Source organism: Billgrantia sp. Q4P2 (assembly GCF_052806135.1).
In genome coordinates this window covers 247,130-262,472 of sequence record NZ_JBRBAI010000002.1, presented here as the reverse complement: position 1 = coordinate 262,472, position 15,343 = coordinate 247,130, and the positions used below count along the sequence as shown (strand labels likewise).

14 protein-coding genes are annotated in these 15,343 nt (G+C 64.9%); 12 read left to right on the top strand and 2 right to left on the bottom strand.

Features of this window, described 5'->3' with window-relative positions:
• The 10 genes from nadD to lipB all read left to right on the top strand — a co-directional run bounded on the left by nadD (nucleotide 1) and on the right by lipB (nucleotide 9,090).
• Nucleotides 1-630, top strand: coding sequence for a nicotinate-nucleotide adenylyltransferase (gene nadD / locus ACUY1T_RS04045; protein WP_446020746.1), 630 nt, complete (start codon nucleotides 1-3; stop codon nucleotides 628-630).
• Between the two features lie 65 nt (nucleotides 631-695).
• Nucleotides 696-1,058, top strand: a complete 363-nt coding sequence (gene rsfS / locus ACUY1T_RS04040) for a ribosome silencing factor (protein ID WP_446020443.1) — start codon at nucleotides 696-698, stop codon at nucleotides 1,056-1,058.
• On the top strand, nucleotides 1,055-1,522 hold the full coding sequence (gene rlmH, locus ACUY1T_RS04035) for a 23S rRNA (pseudouridine(1915)-N(3))-methyltransferase RlmH (RefSeq protein ID WP_446020442.1): 468 nt from the start codon (nucleotides 1,055-1,057) through the stop codon (nucleotides 1,520-1,522). The genes rsfS and rlmH overlap by 4 nt, the downstream gene beginning before the upstream one ends.
• A gap of 42 nt (nucleotides 1,523-1,564) precedes the next feature.
• Complete coding sequence (gene mrdA / locus ACUY1T_RS04030) at nucleotides 1,565-3,472, top strand: penicillin-binding protein 2 (protein ID WP_446020441.1); 1,908 nt, start codon at nucleotides 1,565-1,567, stop codon at nucleotides 3,470-3,472.
• A complete protein-coding gene (gene rodA, locus ACUY1T_RS04025) occupies nucleotides 3,473-4,636 on the top strand; it encodes a rod shape-determining protein RodA (RefSeq protein WP_446020440.1) in 1,164 nt (387 codons plus the stop codon).
• Nucleotides 4,637-4,686: 50 nt separating this feature from the next.
• Nucleotides 4,687-5,754, top strand: coding sequence for a lytic murein transglycosylase B (gene mltB / locus ACUY1T_RS04020; protein ID WP_446020439.1), 1,068 nt, complete (start codon nucleotides 4,687-4,689; stop codon nucleotides 5,752-5,754).
• Nucleotides 5,751-6,740, top strand: a complete 990-nt coding sequence (locus ACUY1T_RS04015) for a septal ring lytic transglycosylase RlpA family protein (RefSeq protein ID WP_446020438.1) — start codon at nucleotides 5,751-5,753, stop codon at nucleotides 6,738-6,740. Before mltB ends, ACUY1T_RS04015 begins: the two co-directional genes overlap by 4 nt.
• A 53-nt stretch (nucleotides 6,741-6,793) precedes the next feature.
• Nucleotides 6,794-7,999: a D-alanyl-D-alanine carboxypeptidase family protein gene (locus tag ACUY1T_RS04010; protein ID WP_446020744.1), complete on the top strand. Its 1,206-nt coding sequence runs from the start codon at nucleotides 6,794-6,796 to the stop codon at nucleotides 7,997-7,999.
• 85 nt (nucleotides 8,000-8,084) lie between these two features.
• The gene (locus tag ACUY1T_RS04005; protein ID WP_446020437.1) at nucleotides 8,085-8,393 is read left to right on the top strand and encodes an HP0495 family protein; all 309 of its coding nucleotides are present in this window, start codon (nucleotides 8,085-8,087) and stop codon (nucleotides 8,391-8,393) included.
• A gap of 1 nt (nucleotide 8,394) precedes the next feature.
• The gene (gene lipB, locus ACUY1T_RS04000) at nucleotides 8,395-9,090 is read left to right on the top strand and encodes a lipoyl(octanoyl) transferase LipB (protein WP_446020436.1); all 696 of its coding nucleotides are present in this window, start codon (nucleotides 8,395-8,397) and stop codon (nucleotides 9,088-9,090) included.
• A 97-nt stretch (nucleotides 9,091-9,187) separates the two neighbouring features.
• On the opposite strand, the gene lipA is transcribed toward lipB, so the two are convergent.
• Nucleotides 9,188-10,240: a lipoyl synthase gene (gene lipA, locus ACUY1T_RS03995; RefSeq protein ID WP_446020435.1), complete on the bottom strand. Its 1,053-nt coding sequence runs from the start codon at nucleotides 10,238-10,240 to the stop codon at nucleotides 9,188-9,190.
• Nucleotides 10,241-10,411: 171 nt separating this feature from the next.
• Complete coding sequence (locus tag ACUY1T_RS03990) at nucleotides 10,412-11,425, bottom strand: LysR family transcriptional regulator (protein WP_446020434.1); 1,014 nt, start codon at nucleotides 11,423-11,425, stop codon at nucleotides 10,412-10,414.
• Between the two features lie 32 nt (nucleotides 11,426-11,457).
• Between ACUY1T_RS03990 and ACUY1T_RS03985 the strand changes: the two genes are divergently transcribed.
• Nucleotides 11,458-12,492: an ATP-binding protein gene (locus tag ACUY1T_RS03985; protein WP_446020433.1), complete on the top strand. Its 1,035-nt coding sequence runs from the start codon at nucleotides 11,458-11,460 to the stop codon at nucleotides 12,490-12,492.
• Between the two features lie 135 nt (nucleotides 12,493-12,627).
• The gene (locus tag ACUY1T_RS03980; RefSeq protein ID WP_446020432.1) at nucleotides 12,628-15,099 is read left to right on the top strand and encodes a DUF3141 domain-containing protein; all 2,472 of its coding nucleotides are present in this window, start codon (nucleotides 12,628-12,630) and stop codon (nucleotides 15,097-15,099) included.
• Nucleotides 15,100-15,343: the final 244 nt, after the last annotated feature.

Here is a 15,343-nt window from a genome sequence, read left to right as displayed (position 1 = left end):
ATGCTGGGTGGCACCTTCGACCCCGTTCACCTGGGGCATCTGCGCAGTGCCGTAGAGCTGCTCGAGGTCCTGGAGCTGGACCGGGTTCACATGGTGCCGGCCAAGGTGCCGCCTCTGCGCGGAACCCCCCAGGTCACGCCCGAGGAGCGCCTGGCGTTGCTGCGGCTGGGCATCGGCGATACGCCAGGGCTCGTCGCCGACCCTCGGGAACTGGAGCGCGACGGGCCATCGTACAGCGCCGATACCCTGGCCAGCCTGCGCAGGGAGTATGGCGCCCAGGCAAGGCTCGTCATGGCGCTGGGTCATGACGCCTTCCTGCGCCTGGCCGACTGGCACTCGCCGCAGCGCCTGTTCGAATTGGCCCATCTGGTGGTGATCGATCGCCCCGACTTCGAAGCCTCGTTGCCGGCCGCCCTGGCCGAACTGATCGAGGGGCGTGAAGTCGATAGCCCCGGTGCATTGATGCAGCGCCCGGCGGGCAGCCTGCTGCGGCTTGCGCTGCCAACGCGCATGGCGATATCGGCGAGCGAGATTCGTCAACGCCTGGCGTCGGATCGCAGTGTCCGCTTTCTGCTGCCCGAAGCCGTTGAAGAGAAAATTCTCGCCAACTTGCTTTATCGACGTCGTTGAGCGCTGCCAGCGGCTGCCCAAGAGGCTACAATGGCGCGACCAAGACTTCCCGTTGATGAGGGGCTATGCAGAACGATTCGCTCAAGACTCTGGTAGTAGAGGCGTTGGATGATCTCAAGGCCAAGGACGTTGCACAGCTGGACGTGTCCCGGCTGACCAGCGTGACCGACCTGATGATCGTGGCCAGCGGCACCTCCACGCGCCACGTTGCCGCGCTTGCCAATCACGTGGTCCAGCAGGCCAAGGCCAAGGGTATCCAGCCGCTGGGCGTGGAGGGACAGCCCGGGTCCGATTGGGTGCTGGTGGACCTGGGCGATCTGGTCGTCCATGTCATGCTCCCCGAGACCCGCCAGCTATACGACCTGGAACGGCTGTGGGCCGATTTGCCGAGCGATTCGGAGCAGCAGCAGGAGCATGGTGGCGCATGAGGATCCGCCTGCTGGCGGTCGGTACGCGCATGCCTGGCTGGGTCAACGACGGCGTCGAAGAGTATCGCAAGCGCTTGCCACGCGACTTCGCGCTGGAGATCGAGGAGATCGCTCCCGGCCAGCGAGGCAAGAATGCCGACACGGCCAGGGCCATGGCACTCGAGGCCAAGCGGATTCGCGAGCGGTTGCGCGGTGATGAGCTCACGGTCGCGCTCGAGGTCGGCGGCAAGGCCTGGAGCACCGAACGCCTGGCGCAGGAGGCTGAGAGCTGGCGCCTCGCGGGACGCGATGTGGTGTTGTTGGTAGGCGGACCGGACGGACTGGCGCCGGAGCTCTCCGCCTCTGCCGATCGGCGCTGGTCGCTGTCGCCGTTGACCCTTCCGCACCCGCTGGTCAGGGTGATCCTTGCCGAACAGCTTTATCGTGCCTGGACCCTGATGGTGGGACATCCCTACCACCGCTGAACGGCGGCTTTACGACAACCAAGAGTCGAGACCATTTCCGGCATGCGCGACCGCCGTGAGACCCTGAAGAACCCCGAGCAGGAACTGCGTATCTTTCGCGTGCGTGCGTTCCTGGCCGTTTTGACGATCCTGCTCTTGACCGGCCTCTTGGCCGGGCGGCTGGTGTACCTGCAGGTCGTCCAGCACGAGGTCTACACCACCCGTTCCGAGAAGAATCGTGTGCGGGTGGAGCCATTGCCGCCGACACGAGGGCTGATCTACGACCGCAACGGCGTTCTGCTGGCCGAGAATCGCCCCACTTATAACCTGACCCTGACGCGCGAGCGGGTCGACGACCTCGATGCCACCCTGGATCGGCTCGAGGAGCTGCTGGAGCTCGCCCCGGAAGAGGCCGAGGGCTTTCGCCTGCGCGCGCGCCAGCCCCAGCGGCCGTTTCAGCCGGCGCTGCTGATGAGCGATCTCGACGAGATACAGATTGCCCGCCTGGCGATCAACCGGCATCGCCTGCCGGGGGTCGAGGTCGAGGCCCAACTGCTGCGCTACTACCCGGATTCCCACATCATGGCCCATGCCCTGGGCTATGTGGGACGCATCAATGCCGAAGAGGTCAAGACGCTCGACCCCGGCCGCTATGCCGGCACTCACTTCATCGGCAAGACCGGGGTGGAGCGCTTCTACGAAGACGTGCTGCACGGCGAGGCTGGGCTGCGCCAGGTCGAGACCAATGCGCGGGGGCGGGTGCTGCGCGAGCTTGGGCGCACCGATCCGGTACCCGGCAAGAACCTGACCCTGACCCTCGACAGAGAGCTGCAGCACCTGGCCTATGAGCTGCTCGATGGCAGGCGCGGTTCCATCGTCGCCATTGCGCCCAAGACCGGTGAGATCCTGGCCATGGTGTCCGCGCCCGGATTCGACAGCAATCAGTTCGTTACCGGCATCGACTTCGCTTCCTATCGTGCGCTGCAGGAGGACATCGACCTACCCCTGTTCAATCGTGCGATTCGCGGCCAGTATCCGCCGGGCTCCACCATCAAGCCCTTTCTCGCCCTGGCCGGCCTGGCCGAGGGAGTGGTCACCCCCGACCGAACGATCAATGACCCCGGGTTCTATCAACTGCCCAACGACAGCCGGCGCTATCGCAACTGGCTGCGTTGGGGGCATGGGCGCGTCGATATGGAGCGCTCCATCGCCGTCTCCAACAACACCTACTATTATTCTCTCGCCCACGAGATGGGCATCGACCGTCTGCACGAACAGATGAGCGCCTTCGGTTTCGGCCAGCGCGTCGGCCATGACGTGTTCGGCGAGAGTGGGGCATTGATGCCGTCGCGGGACTGGAAGCGGGCGCGTTTCAACCAGCCCTGGTATCCCGGCGAAACGCTCTCGGTCGGTATCGGCCAAGGCTACTGGCAGGTCACCCCGTTGCAGCTGGCAACGGCCACCGCCGTGCTTGCCAACCGCGGCCAATGGGTAAGGCCGCGCCTGGCAAGCCGGATCGGTGACGAGCCGGTGCCTGCGCGGCTACCGGACACTCCCGACGATATCGTCATCAGCAATGAGGGCTGGTGGGATCGGGTCTTCTCCGGTATGGAGAAGGTCCTTACCGGGCACGAGGGTACGGCCAGGCGCACTGGGGTGGGGCTCGAATACCGCATGGGCGGCAAGTCCGGCACCGCCCAGGTCTTCTCGCTGGGGCAGGACCAGAAGTACAACGCCGAGGAGCTGGCCGAGAGGCTGCGCGACCACGCGCTGTTCATGGCCTTTGCTCCGCTGGAGGACCCTCAGATCGCCGTGGCCGTGATCGTGGAGAACGCTGGCGGCGGCAGTACCCATGCGGCGCATCTGGCACGGGCCATGACCGATGCCTGGCTGCTGGAAGAGGACGCGCCCGATGTCGAGGAGGTACGCGAGGCAATGGAGAACGACAACGGTACCGTGGCGGGGAATTGAATGATGCCATTGACAGGGCTGACCAAAGGGCTGCGAGCCCGGCCGGTACGGGCGCCGGAAAGCGGTATCTCACGCCGCAAGAGCTTCTGGGAGCGAACACATCTCGATCCCTGGCTGCTGTTGCTGTTGCTGGTGCTGCTGGTGGCAGGTCTCGGGGTGCTCTACAGCGCCAGCGGACAGCGCTTCGAGGTCGTCCTGGCGCAGGGTACGCGTTTTCTGGTGGCGACCGTGGTGATGGTGGTATTGGCTCAACTTCCTCCCGCTACCCTGCTGCGCTGGGCACCACTGGTCTACGGTGTTGGCCTGTTGATGCTGGTGGCGGTGGAACTCGTCGGCGACGTTGGCATGGGGGCGCAACGCTGGCTGGTGATTCCCGGCGTGATTCGATTCCAGCCTTCCGAGTTGATGAAGCTGGCCATGCCACTGATGCTGGCGGCGTGGCTCAGCCGGCGCCAGTTACCGCCTCGCTGGAAAGATCTGCTGGTGTGCGCCCTGCTGCTTGGCTTGCCCGTCGTGTTGATTGCCAAGCAGCCGGACCTGGGTACCTCGCTGCTGGTGGGCTGTGCCGGGGTCTTCGTGGTGCTGTTGGCAGGGCTCTCCTGGCGCTTCATCGTCTTTCTTTCGATTGTCGCCGCCTCGGCGTTGCCACTGCTGTGGATGAATCTGCACAACTACCAGCGTCAGCGGGTACTCACCTTCCTCAACCCGGAAAGCGATCCTCTGGGCGCCGGTTGGAACATCATCCAGTCGACCACGGCCATCGGCAGTGGCGGCCTGTGGGGCAAGGGCTGGCTGCAGGGAACCCAGTCCCAGCTCGAATTCCTCCCCGAGCGGCATACCGACTTCATCGTGGCGGTGCTTGGCGAAGAGTTCGGCCTGGTGGGCATGCTGCTGGTATTGCTGCTCTATCTCTTGATCGTGGTTCGCGGGCTGTGGCTTGCCGCTGCTTCGCACGATACCTTTGGGCGGCTGTTGGGGGGCAGCATCATCCTCACCTTCTTCATCTACGTCTTCGTCAACGTGGGCATGGTAAGCGGCATACTTCCAGTGGTCGGTGTACCCCTCCCGCTGGTCAGCTATGGTGGGACCTCCAGCGTGACCTTGCTGGCGGGATTCGGTATTCTCATGTCCATTCATGGGCACCGTCGGCTGCTGCCGCGATAGCCGCCAGGGCGGGCCCCACGACATGGCCCCAGTCAAGGAGTGGCGCAAGCATGATGCCATTGAGAAAGTGGAAAGGGGTCGGCGGAGCCGCGCTGGCGGCAACGGGCCTATGGCTGCTGGCGCCGGCTCTTCATGCCGCGGATTTTTCCCCTACGGAGCACGAAGGGGCCAGGCAGTTGCTGGAAGAGCTCGCGGGACGCGGCATCGAGCGCGACTGGCTGGAGACGGCACTGCATGAAGCCGCTTTCCAGCAGGGCGTACTCGACGCCATGGAGGGAGCGGCGGAGCGCCGGCTGCGCTGGGACGAGTATCGCGAGATATTCCTGCAGCCAGAGCGAATCGCCCGCGGTGTCGCCTTCATCGAGGCTCACGAGGACGCCTTCGCTCGTGCCCAGCGCGAGTACGGTGTGCCGCCGGAAATCATTGCCGCCATCATCGGCGTCGAGACCAGCTACGGCCGTTTTACCGGGCGTCACCGCGTCATCGACTCCCTGGCCACGCTTGCCTTTCACCATCCGGTACGGGGCAACTTCTTTCGCGGTGAACTGGCAGCCTTTCTCGAGATCGCCCATGAACAGGAGGTAGAGCCCGGTAGCCTCATGGGGTCCTATGCCGGTGCCATGGGCTATCCCCAGTTCATTCCCACCAGCTACCGCGCCTATGCGGTGGATTTCGACGGCGACGGGCAGCGCGACCTGTGGGCCAACCCGGTCGATGCCATCGGCAGCGTGGGCAACTATTTCGCCGAGCATGGCTGGCGCCGTGACGAACCCATCTATGCCGAGGCCGACGGCCCTGATACGCCCCCCGGGGGGGTCGACTTCAACCGTACCCAGCGTCCCTATCTCGATCTGGCTGAGCTGGAGCGTGCCGGAATCTTGCCCGAGGCAGAACTCGATGCGACGACGAAGGTCATTCCGCTAGCCCTGGAGATGGACGATACAGCCTGGCGCTACCGCCTGGGGCATGAGAACTTCTACGTCATCACCCGTTACAACCATAGCCATCTCTATGCCATGGCCGTGACCGAGCTGGCCGAAGCGATAGCGGATTCTCGCGACCTGGAGCCTTTCCCGCTGTCCGCATCCGTGGCTGCCGAGCAGGAGGGTTCGCTGTGAAAGTGCTGTGGTTGGTTCTGGCCGTGATGACGCTGCTGGCGGGCTGTGCCGGCAGCGGTTCGAGCACCCCGTCGCAGCGGGACGGTGCGTCCACGGCTCCCGCCGGGGCCTCGACGGGGGGGCAGCGCTATGCCATGAGCGGTGATGCCTACCCGGAGAATCCGCCCGATGTCAGCCAGATTCCCGATGCCGTGCCACGCGTGGAGTCGCCCTCGCGGGGTGGCAACCGTCCCGTCTACGAGGTGTGGGGCAAGACCTATCAGGTGCTACCGGATGCCCGCGGCTATGCGCGGCAGGGCACGGCCTCCTGGTACGGCGAGAAATTCCACGGCTATGCCACGTCCAATGGCGAGATCTACGACATGTACAAGATGAGCGCAGCACATCGTTCCTTGCCGCTGCCCACCTACGCCCGTGTCACTAGCCTGGACAATGGCCGCTCGGTGATCGTGCGAGTCAACGATCGCGGCCCCTTTCACAACGATCGCGAGATCGATCTCTCCTATGCGGCCGCGGCAAGGCTCGACATTCTCGACCGCGGTACGGGCAGGGTGAAGGTCGAAGCGATCGACCCCGTGGTCTGGCTGGCAGAAAATGGCGGCAACGGAACGAACCGGACGACTTCGGCCGCTGTCCAACCGGCGGCCGGCTCCTCGTCGCGAACCGTCACGGCAAGTCAGGCCGACAGCTCACCGGTGCGCTCCGCAGCACCTGCCTCCGGTGCTGCGGAAAGCAACGGCCAGCGCGAAAGCGATGCAATGCCGATCTACCTGCAGATCGCCGCGCTGGGCTCGGCCGACAACGCACGGGCGCTCAAGGCTCGCCTGGAGCGTGAGCTGTCCCACCCCGTGCGGGTTGCGGATGCCACCGGCATGTACCGGGTCCAGGTCGGCCCCCTGGCACATGCCGGGCAGGTCGAACCCGTTCGCGACGAGCTGAGACGTGCCGGTTTCGACCAAGCCTTTATCGTCAACGGCGCCGATTGAACGGCGCGCTTATTCCCTTGACCCTTCTCGACGTAGCGAAGAGAACCATGCCCATGCGAGTGCTGCTTTCCCGTTTCCGCTCACGGATTCTACCGTTGACGCTGTTCAGCCTGCTGCTGGTCGTTTCACAGGCGCTGGCCCAGGCGGTGCCCACGCCCCAGCCTCAGACGATGATTCCGGCGCCACCGCAGATCGCGGCGAACTCCTGGATTCTCATGGATGCCGACAGCGGCAGGGTGCTGGTAGAGCACAATGCCGACGAGCGCCTGCCGCCGGCCAGCCTGACCAAGCTGATGACCGCCTACCTGGTCGAGCGCGAATTGAATCGTGGCAACATCAACCTGGACGACAAGGTGCGCATCAGCGAGAACGCCTGGCGTACCGGGGGCTCCAAGATGTTCATCGAGGTCAATACCGAGGTCTCGATCCGTGACCTGCTGCACGGCATTATCATCGCATCAGGCAACGATGCCAGTGTCGCCGTGGCCGAGCACCTGGCGGGTGGTGAGGCCCCCTTCGCCGACATGATGAACCAGCATGCATCGCGTCTGGGCATGCACAACACCAACTACGCCAACGCCACCGGCTTGCCGCATCCCGAGCAGTACTCTTCCGCACGGGATATGGCGATACTGTCGCAGTACATCATCAACGACTATCCCGAGCACTACGCCGTCTATTCCGAGAAATACTTCACCTATAACGACATTCGCCAGCCCAACCGCAACCGCCTGCTGTGGCGCGACCCGACCGTGGATGGCCTCAAGACGGGCTGGACGACCGAGGCCGGCTATGGCCTGGTGGCATCCGCCACGCGCGACGACATGCGTCTGATCTCGGTAGTGATGGGGACCAGCTCGGAGGAGTCTCGCGCCCAGGAGACCCAGAAACTGCTCAGCTATGGCTTCCGCTACTACGAGACGCTCAAGCTCTATGACCAGGGGGCGGTACTGAATACCCCGCGTATCTGGGGGGGCGAGAAGAACGAGCTGCGTGTCGGCGTCGACCATGACGTGGCCATGACGCTGCCGCGCGCGCGCAATCAGGAACTCAGCGCGCGGCTGGACATTCGCCAGGATCTCACCGCACCGATCAGCCTCGGCGACCGTGTGGGCACGCTGGAAGTACGTCTCGGTGATGAGGTCGTGGGCGAGCAGGCGCTGGTGGCCCTCGAGTCGATCGAGGAAGGGGGGCTGTTCAAGCGGCTGTTCGACCAGGTGCGGCGCTTCTTCAGCAACTTGCTCGGCGGCTGGTTCTAGACGCGGCTGGATCGGTGCGGGCTTGGTCGACGAGAAATAGTTGAGTAAAATACTCGGAAATTACCTTCGAGACCTGTAGAGAGCCATGTCAGACAATAAACTGCGTGACCTGCGTCAGCCAACGGCGGCAAATACGTCGGCGCCGACGATCACCTTTCCTTGCGATTACCCGATCAAGGTGGTGGGCGATGCTGCCGAGGATTTCACCGCTACCGTGTGTCAGGTGGTGCTGCGCCATGATGCCGACTTCGATGCAACCAGTATCGAAGTGGTGGAGAGCCGTAATGCCCGCTTTCAGTCGGTGCGGCTGACCCTGCGTGCCACCGGAGAAGCCCAGCTCAAGGCGCTGTTCGCCGAGCTCAAGGCGACCGGGCGCGTGCACATGGTGGTGTAGGTTGGCCGGGCAGGGCGCTGGTGCGCCAATTGCGTTGCTGCGTCTGGGGCGCCGCCCCTATTTGCCGGTATGGCAGGCCATGCGGGAACTGACCGACAGCCGCGACGAGGCGACGCCGGATCAGTTCTGGCTGGTGGAGCACGAACCGGTTTTTACCCAGGGGCAGGCGGGCAAGCCCGAGCATCTGCTGATGCCGGGCGATATTCCAGTGGTGCAGACGGATCGTGGCGGGCAGGTGACTTATCACGGGCCAGGGCAGGTCGTACTCTATCCGTTGCTTGACGTGCGCCGGGTCCGGCTAGGCGTTCGCGATCTGGTCTCGGCGCTCGAGAATGCCGTCGTTGCCGTGTTGGCCGAACATGGCGTCAAGGCCCACGCGCGTCCGGATGCGCCCGGAGTCTACGTCGGCGAGGCCAAGATCGCCTCGCTGGGCCTGCGCATTCGGCGTGGCGCGAGCTATCACGGCGTGGCGCTCAATGTCGACGCCGACCTGGCCCCGTTCCAGCGCATCAACCCCTGTGGCTATGCCGGCATGGCCATGACGCGCCTGGCCGACCTGGTCACTGGGTCGCCTTCTACCGAACAGGTCGGCATGCGGCTTGCCGAATGCCTGGCACAGCGACTGGAGCGAAGCCTGGAATCGGTCGAAGAATCAGAGTTGAAGTGGCCAGCCTCCTTGGAGGTGGATACCGATTGATCTATGCCCGCCAGTATCTGCGGCGGGCAGGTAGCAACGAAGAAGGCGACCGGGGAGGTCGCCTTCGTCATGACGGGCTACTGGGTTGTGGCTTGTTTCAGCCGACGTTGACCGCTTGGATGCGGTTGGGGTCGGGTGCCTGGCCCGGTATCTCGGCCGGCGCAGCCAGGCCCAGGTTGTTCTTCTCGAACACCCGGTCGGCGCGGTAGCTGGAACGCACCAAGGGGCCGGATGCCACCTCCATGAAGCCCTTCTCCAGGCCCAGCCGACGATAGCGCTCGAACTCGTCCGGCGTCACCCAGCGCTCCACCGGCAGGTGGTTGCGGGTGGGGCGCAGGTACTGGCCGAGGGTGACGATATCCACGTCGATGGCGCGTAAGTCATCGAAGGTCGCGAGTATTTCTTCGTCCGTCTCACCGAGCCCCAGCATCAGGCTGGTCTTGGTCAGCACGTCGGGGCGATACCGCTTGGCATGGGCCAGCACGTCGAGGGTCTTGCGGTAACCGGCGCGCGGGTCGCGCACGTAGTGGGTCAGCCGCTCCACCGTTTCGACATTCTGGGCGAATACCTCGAGGCCGGAGTCGACCACTCGCTCGATGGCGGCTGGGTCGCCGTCGAAATCCGGCGTCAGCGCCTCGACCACCACCGCCGGGGTATTGGCCTTGATCGCCCGGATGCACTCGGCATAGTGGGCGGCGCCGCCATCGGCCAGGTCGTCGCGATCGACCGAGGTCAGTACCACGTAGCGCAGCCCCATCAGCTCCACCGACTTGGCGGTATTGGCCGGTTCCTCGTTGTCCAGCCAGCCACGTGGGTTGCCGGTATCGACGGCACAGAAGCGGCAGGCGCGGGTGCACACCGAGCCCATCAGCATGATGGTGGCCGTACCGTTGCTCCAGCACTCGCCCATGTTGGGGCAGTGGGACTCGGCGCAAACGGTACTCAGGCGATGCTCATTGACGTTGCGCTTTACCGCCTCGAAGCGGCCGCCGCCGGGGATCTGGGCGCGCAGCCATTGCGGCTTGCGTCCCGGCTCAGGGCGCTCCTCGGCCTGGCTGCGCTGCTTGATACCGTCCTTGATGGCCGCAAAGCCATGCTCGGTGCGGAATTTCGCGCCGCTCGGCACGCGTTTTGAGGTGTTGTCGCTCATAGGGTGTGAGCCCCTCCACTCGGCGGCTGCCACGACCATGCCGTGGTGCCGGGGAACGTCGCGTTCCGGGACAGCACCAGCCTGCATGGCCAGCAATTGATACGATGGTCGCAGGCCCGTAATCTATCATACCCGCGCCTGCCAGGCACAGCGGTGGGGGCCGGTGCTGCGCTATGCAAGCCCCTGGGAAAGCTCTCCCCCGGGAGGTATCGGCAGACAGACCACGCCGTGATCCGGCATCGGCTGTGGCGATGCCTTGAAATGCGCTTCGATCTCGCCAAGCCGCTCGCGTACGAAGCGCAGAAACAGTTCGGTCACCGGAGTAGGGAAGCGGTCCCTAGGGTAGACCGTGCACCAGGAGCGACGCAGGGGGAAGCCCGGCAGGGTCAATTCGGCCAGCAGCCCCGCACCGAGTTCCAGGCGTACGGCCAGCCGCGGCAGCACCGTCACGCCCAGGTGCGCCATCACGCCTTGCTTGATCGCCTCGTTGGTCCCCAGCTCCATGGTATGCTGAAGCGCGACGTCCTGTTCGGCGGCAAGCTGCTCGAAGGCGGTGCGCACGCCCGAACCCGACTCGCGCATCAGCAGGTAGTGCCGGGCCAGGTCCTCGAGGGTGGGAGAGGGTGCCTCGAGCAGCGGATGGCCGGGCCAGACGATGGGAATCAGTTCGTTTTCCAGGAACGGCATGAACACCAGGTTGTCGTCGTCCTCGGGGACCATCGCCATGATCACCAGATCGTCGCGACGGGCCGCCAGCCGCTCCAATGCCTGGCTGCGGTTGCATACCTGCAGCCGTACCTGAACGTTGGGGTAATGAGCGCGGAAGCGGGCGATCAGATGTGGCACCACGTACTGGGCCGTCGAGACGGCTGCCAGGTTGAGTTCCCCGGAAATCGTGCCGTCCATGTCCGATAGCGCCATCTGCAGGCGCGAGACCTGGCCGAATATGGCCTGAGTCGACGCCGCCAGCGCATCGGCTGCCGGCAGCACGTGCAGGGTCTTGCCGGTGTACTTGAACAGCGGTTGACCCAGGGCCTGTTCGAGCTGGCGGATCTGTGCGCTGACCGCCGGCTGGGTCAGGCCCAGTCGTTCGGCGGCCCGGGAGTAGGACTGCTGGCCATGCACGGCCTGGAACACCTGCAGCTGGCGAAAGGTCAGGCGGTTCAGCAGGCTAGGCGTCGTCATCGATCAATCCGTTAAAAGGGTCGGGAGGCCCGTTGAAAAAGCCCTTTCATGCTATCACTGCCGACGGGCAGGGTCATGCCGGCAGCCTTGGCAAGCAACCGCAGCCGTCGTCTGCCCCCTATATCGATGCCCTGCGCCAGGGAGGCTGGCGTGGAGTCATGTTGGCGGGGCGCGGGCTGACTGCGCTGCGTGCCGGCCAGGCCTGCACCGAACTCGAGCTGGCCTGGTACGACAGCGCTGGTGTGGCCGGCGATGCCCTGGTGGAGCGTGCCCGGCGGCTGGGCTGCGACGCCGTGCATCCGGGGGAAGCGTCAGCCGAGGAGCAGTGGCTTCTCGCCCGTGGCTGTGCGCGTGCCGGGCTGGCCTTCATCGGCCCGCGGGAGACGCTCGTCGCCGCCATGTGCGACGACGGGGCCGTCCGTCAGTTGATGCGTGAGGCGGGGCTGCCCCTGGGCGAGACGTCGGCGCAGGCGCCGCGGGTACATCTGCCAGTGTTGGCCGACTGTCGCGGCCAGGCGCTTGCCCTGGTCGAGCATGAACTGCTCGGCGAGGGTTTCGCCATGGCGCCAAGCGAACGGTTGACGCCGGAGCAGCGTGCCTACCTGGGACAGCTGGCCGTGCGGGGAGCTCGCTCGCTCGGACTGGTTGGCCTGGCAACGCTGAGCTTTTCGCTGGCTGACAACCGGTTGGGTTTCGTTGGCATGCGCCCTGGCCTGACGGGCTACGAGGGGCTGGCCGAGGTCTTGAGCGGTCTCGACCTGGCAGTAGAACAGATTCGCCTGGTGGCGGGTGAACGGCTCAGGCGCCCTCGGGTCGGACACATGGGGCATGGGCCGGGGCGGCCAGGCCAGGCACGTTGGCGCCTGCTCTCTTCGGTAGCGGGGCAGTTGGCTGGTGGCCCGGGCGTCAGGCTCGACCGCCCCTCCCAGGTTGGCGTTGAGGCCGATGTGCGGCTGTTGACCTGGGGGCGGGATGGGGCAGAAGCCAGCCGTCGCGAACGCCGCGCGCTGGCCGAGTGGCATGGCGGCTCAGCAAGTGTGGAGGGCGATGTTGGTGAAAACGGCTGAGTGCTCTTTCGCCACAAAAAATCGACAAAACGGCTGCGTCGAGGAGCCGCAGGGCGTACTATGCTTGTTGCATTGCAGCATTTTCACTCCTCCCGATGTCGCTACATTCATCATCGGAGAAAACTGGAGCCGAACATGAACACACTCTTGCCGACACCCACCAAAGAAGCCCTCGGCTTCCTGGACCCATTCGGTTTCGGCCGTGCCGCCTTCGACTACTGGCGAGATGCCGTCGAGCGCAGCGTGCTGTACATGGATGTGATGCGCGAACGTGGCAACCAGTATCTCGAACACATCGAGAAGACCAAGCCCAACGTGCTCGGCTTCGATGCCGAGGTGGTAATGGACGGCCGCAACCTGCCACGGCCGGTCAACTACGAACTGATGCGTATCCTGCCTCCGCCCGATGTCGAGGTCGATCTCGAGGCGCGTCCCTTCGTGGTCGTCGACCCGCGGGCCGGACACGGTCCCGGCATCGGCGGCTTCAAGCCCGACAGCGAAATCGGCGTCGCCCTGCGTGCCGGCCACCCCTGCTACTTCATCGGCTTTCTGCCTTATCCCGAGCCTGGCCAGACGGTCGAGGATGTGGTGGAGGCGGAGATCGCCTTCCTGCGCCGAGTGATCGAGAGTCATCCGGAATCGTGCGAGAAACCCATGGTGGTGGGGAACTGTCAGGCAGGCTGGCAGATCATGATGGCTGCCTCGCTCGAGCCCGACTGTTTCGGGCCGATCCTGATTGCCGGAGCGCCACTCTCCTACTGGGCTGGCGAGCGGGGCAAGGCCCCCATGCGCTATACCGGTGGCATGACCGGTGGTAGCTGGATGACGACCCTGGCCAGCGACCTGGGTGACGGCCTGTTCGATGGTGCCCTGCTGGTGCAGAACTTCGAACGCCTCAATCCCGCCAATACCTGGTGGGACAAGCAGTATCGCCTCTACGCCAACGTCGATACCGAAGCCGAGCGCTATCTCAATTTCGAGCGCTGGTGGGGCGGTCATGTGGTGCTGGGCGGCGAGGAGATCCAGTACATCGTCGACAACCTGTTCGTCGGCAATCGGCTCTCCACCGCGCAGTTGGTCACTTCGGACGGTCGTCGCATCGACCTGCGCAACGTGCGCTCGCCAGTGGTGGTGTTCTGCTCCCAGGGCGACGACATCACGCCACCGCCGCAGGCGCTGGGCTGGGTGCGCGATCTGTATGACGACACCGACGATATCATCGCCAGCGAGCAGACCATCGTCTATTGCGTGCACGACAGCACAGGCCACCTGGGCATCTTCGTGTCGGGCAGCGTGTCGCGCAAGGAACATGCCGAGTTCACCGCCAACATCGACTACATCGACGTGCTGCCACCGGGGCTCTATGAGACCACGGTGACCAGTGCCAAGGAGCGGGACGATGCCGAACTGCTCGAGCGCGACTACCTGCTCGAGTTCAAGGCGCGCTCCATCGAGGGGCTCAATCGGGACGTGCTGCACCATCGCGAGGACGACGACACGCGCTTTGCCACCGTGGCGCGTATTTCGGAGATCAACCTGGGGCTCTATCGCCAGTTCGTTCAGCCCTGGATTCGTGCGGTAATCACTCCCGAGGCGGCGCGACTCATGCGCCGCATGCACCCGATTCGCCTGGGCTACAAGCTGCTGTCCGATCGCAACCCCTTCTCCGTACCGCTACCGGTGCTGGCCGAATGGGTCCGGGAGGATCGCCATCCGGTCAGCGAAGACAATATCCTGCGTACCATGGAGAGGGCCGTTTCCGAGCAGATATCCCGTGGGCTGGATACCTGGCGCGAGATTCGCGATCAAAGTATCGAGCACACGTTCCTGGCGGTATATGGCCAGCCCCTGCTACAGGCCCTGGTCGGGCTGGGTGGCGATGCCCACGTGCACCGTCGTCAGCCCGGCAGCGAGCCGGAGCATCGCCGCTTCCTAGAGCGGCGCCAGGATGAACTGCGCCAACGCGTGGCCGAGGGTGGCATCCACGAGGCGGTGATGCGCTCGGTGATCCACGTGCTGGGCGGAGCCCCCACGACCGATGAGCGCAACTTCAAGCGCCTGCGGGCCTCGCGCGCCGAGCTGGAGCCGGGCAGCAGCCTGTCGGACTTCAAGCACCTGGTGCGTGAGCAGTTCTTCATCCTCAAGCTCGATCGTGAGGCGGCGCTGGCGGCGATACCCCAGCTACTTGCGGGCGAGGGGGGCGACGAGATCCGTGCTTCCCTGGAGCATATCGAGCATGTGCTGGCGGCCAGCGGCGAGCTTTCCGCGCAAGTTCGCAAGCGCTACGAGCGCATTCGGGAACTGTTCGGCGAGGCGCTGGAGCGGGTCGAGCCGGCGGACCGCCGCCAGGCATTAGTCGAGCTTCACGACGAGGTGGCGACGGGGGCCAAGGCCGAGACTGCTGCTCGCCGCGAAGTGGCAAACCTGCTCAAGGCCGAGTCCGAAACCCCCAAGCCCGATCGGCCCAGGCGTTCCGCCAGCGCGAAGGCGTCGGCCGGTAAGGTGCGGAAACAGGCCTCAAAATCTCAAGCCGAGAGTTACTCCGATGCCCCCACGAGCAAGGCGGACAGCAAGCCGGGCGCTTCGCGAAAGCCACACAAGCGTTGAGTGAAAGGTTGTAACGATGCTCCAGCGCCTCTGCCTTCCCGGCAGGGGCGCTGGTCGTTGGGTAATCGTGTCGTCGCAACGACGGTATGACCGACTTGATGCTACTTTCACATTGTTGCTTTACTGCCGCCATGGCGGAAGCGACTGGCGCGAAAAGGGTTGCTGGGGTAGGGTAAGCGGATTTTTCACCCCGCGAGGATCGTCCGCCGAGGAAAGGCGGGCCGGAACCGTCAGCTGGGGCTCA

What these genes read in the sequence shown, in the direction of transcription:
- ACUY1T_RS03980 (WP_446020432.1), top strand. Translation starts at nt 12,628, where the DNA reads ATGAACACACTCTTGCCGACACCCACCAAAGAAGCCCTCGGCTTCCTG.
- lipA (WP_446020435.1), bottom strand. Translation starts at nt 10,240, where the DNA reads ATGAGCGACAACACCTCAAAACGCGTGCCGAGCGGCGCGAAATTCCGC.
- rodA (WP_446020440.1), top strand. Translation starts at nt 3,473, where the DNA reads ATGATGCCATTGACAGGGCTGACCAAAGGGCTGCGAGCCCGGCCGGTA.
- ACUY1T_RS04010 (WP_446020744.1), top strand. Translation starts at nt 6,794, where the DNA reads ATGCGAGTGCTGCTTTCCCGTTTCCGCTCACGGATTCTACCGTTGACG.
- rlmH (WP_446020442.1), top strand. Translation starts at nt 1,055, where the DNA reads ATGAGGATCCGCCTGCTGGCGGTCGGTACGCGCATGCCTGGCTGGGTC.
- rsfS (WP_446020443.1), top strand. Translation starts at nt 696, where the DNA reads ATGCAGAACGATTCGCTCAAGACTCTGGTAGTAGAGGCGTTGGATGAT.
- mltB (WP_446020439.1), top strand. Translation starts at nt 4,687, where the DNA reads ATGATGCCATTGAGAAAGTGGAAAGGGGTCGGCGGAGCCGCGCTGGCG.
- ACUY1T_RS04005 (WP_446020437.1), top strand. Translation starts at nt 8,085, where the DNA reads ATGTCAGACAATAAACTGCGTGACCTGCGTCAGCCAACGGCGGCAAAT.
- nadD (WP_446020746.1), top strand. Translation starts at nt 1, where the DNA reads ATGCTGGGTGGCACCTTCGACCCCGTTCACCTGGGGCATCTGCGCAGT.
- ACUY1T_RS03990 (WP_446020434.1), bottom strand. Translation starts at nt 11,425, where the DNA reads ATGACGACGCCTAGCCTGCTGAACCGCCTGACCTTTCGCCAGCTGCAG.
- mrdA (WP_446020441.1), top strand. Translation starts at nt 1,565, where the DNA reads ATGCGCGACCGCCGTGAGACCCTGAAGAACCCCGAGCAGGAACTGCGT.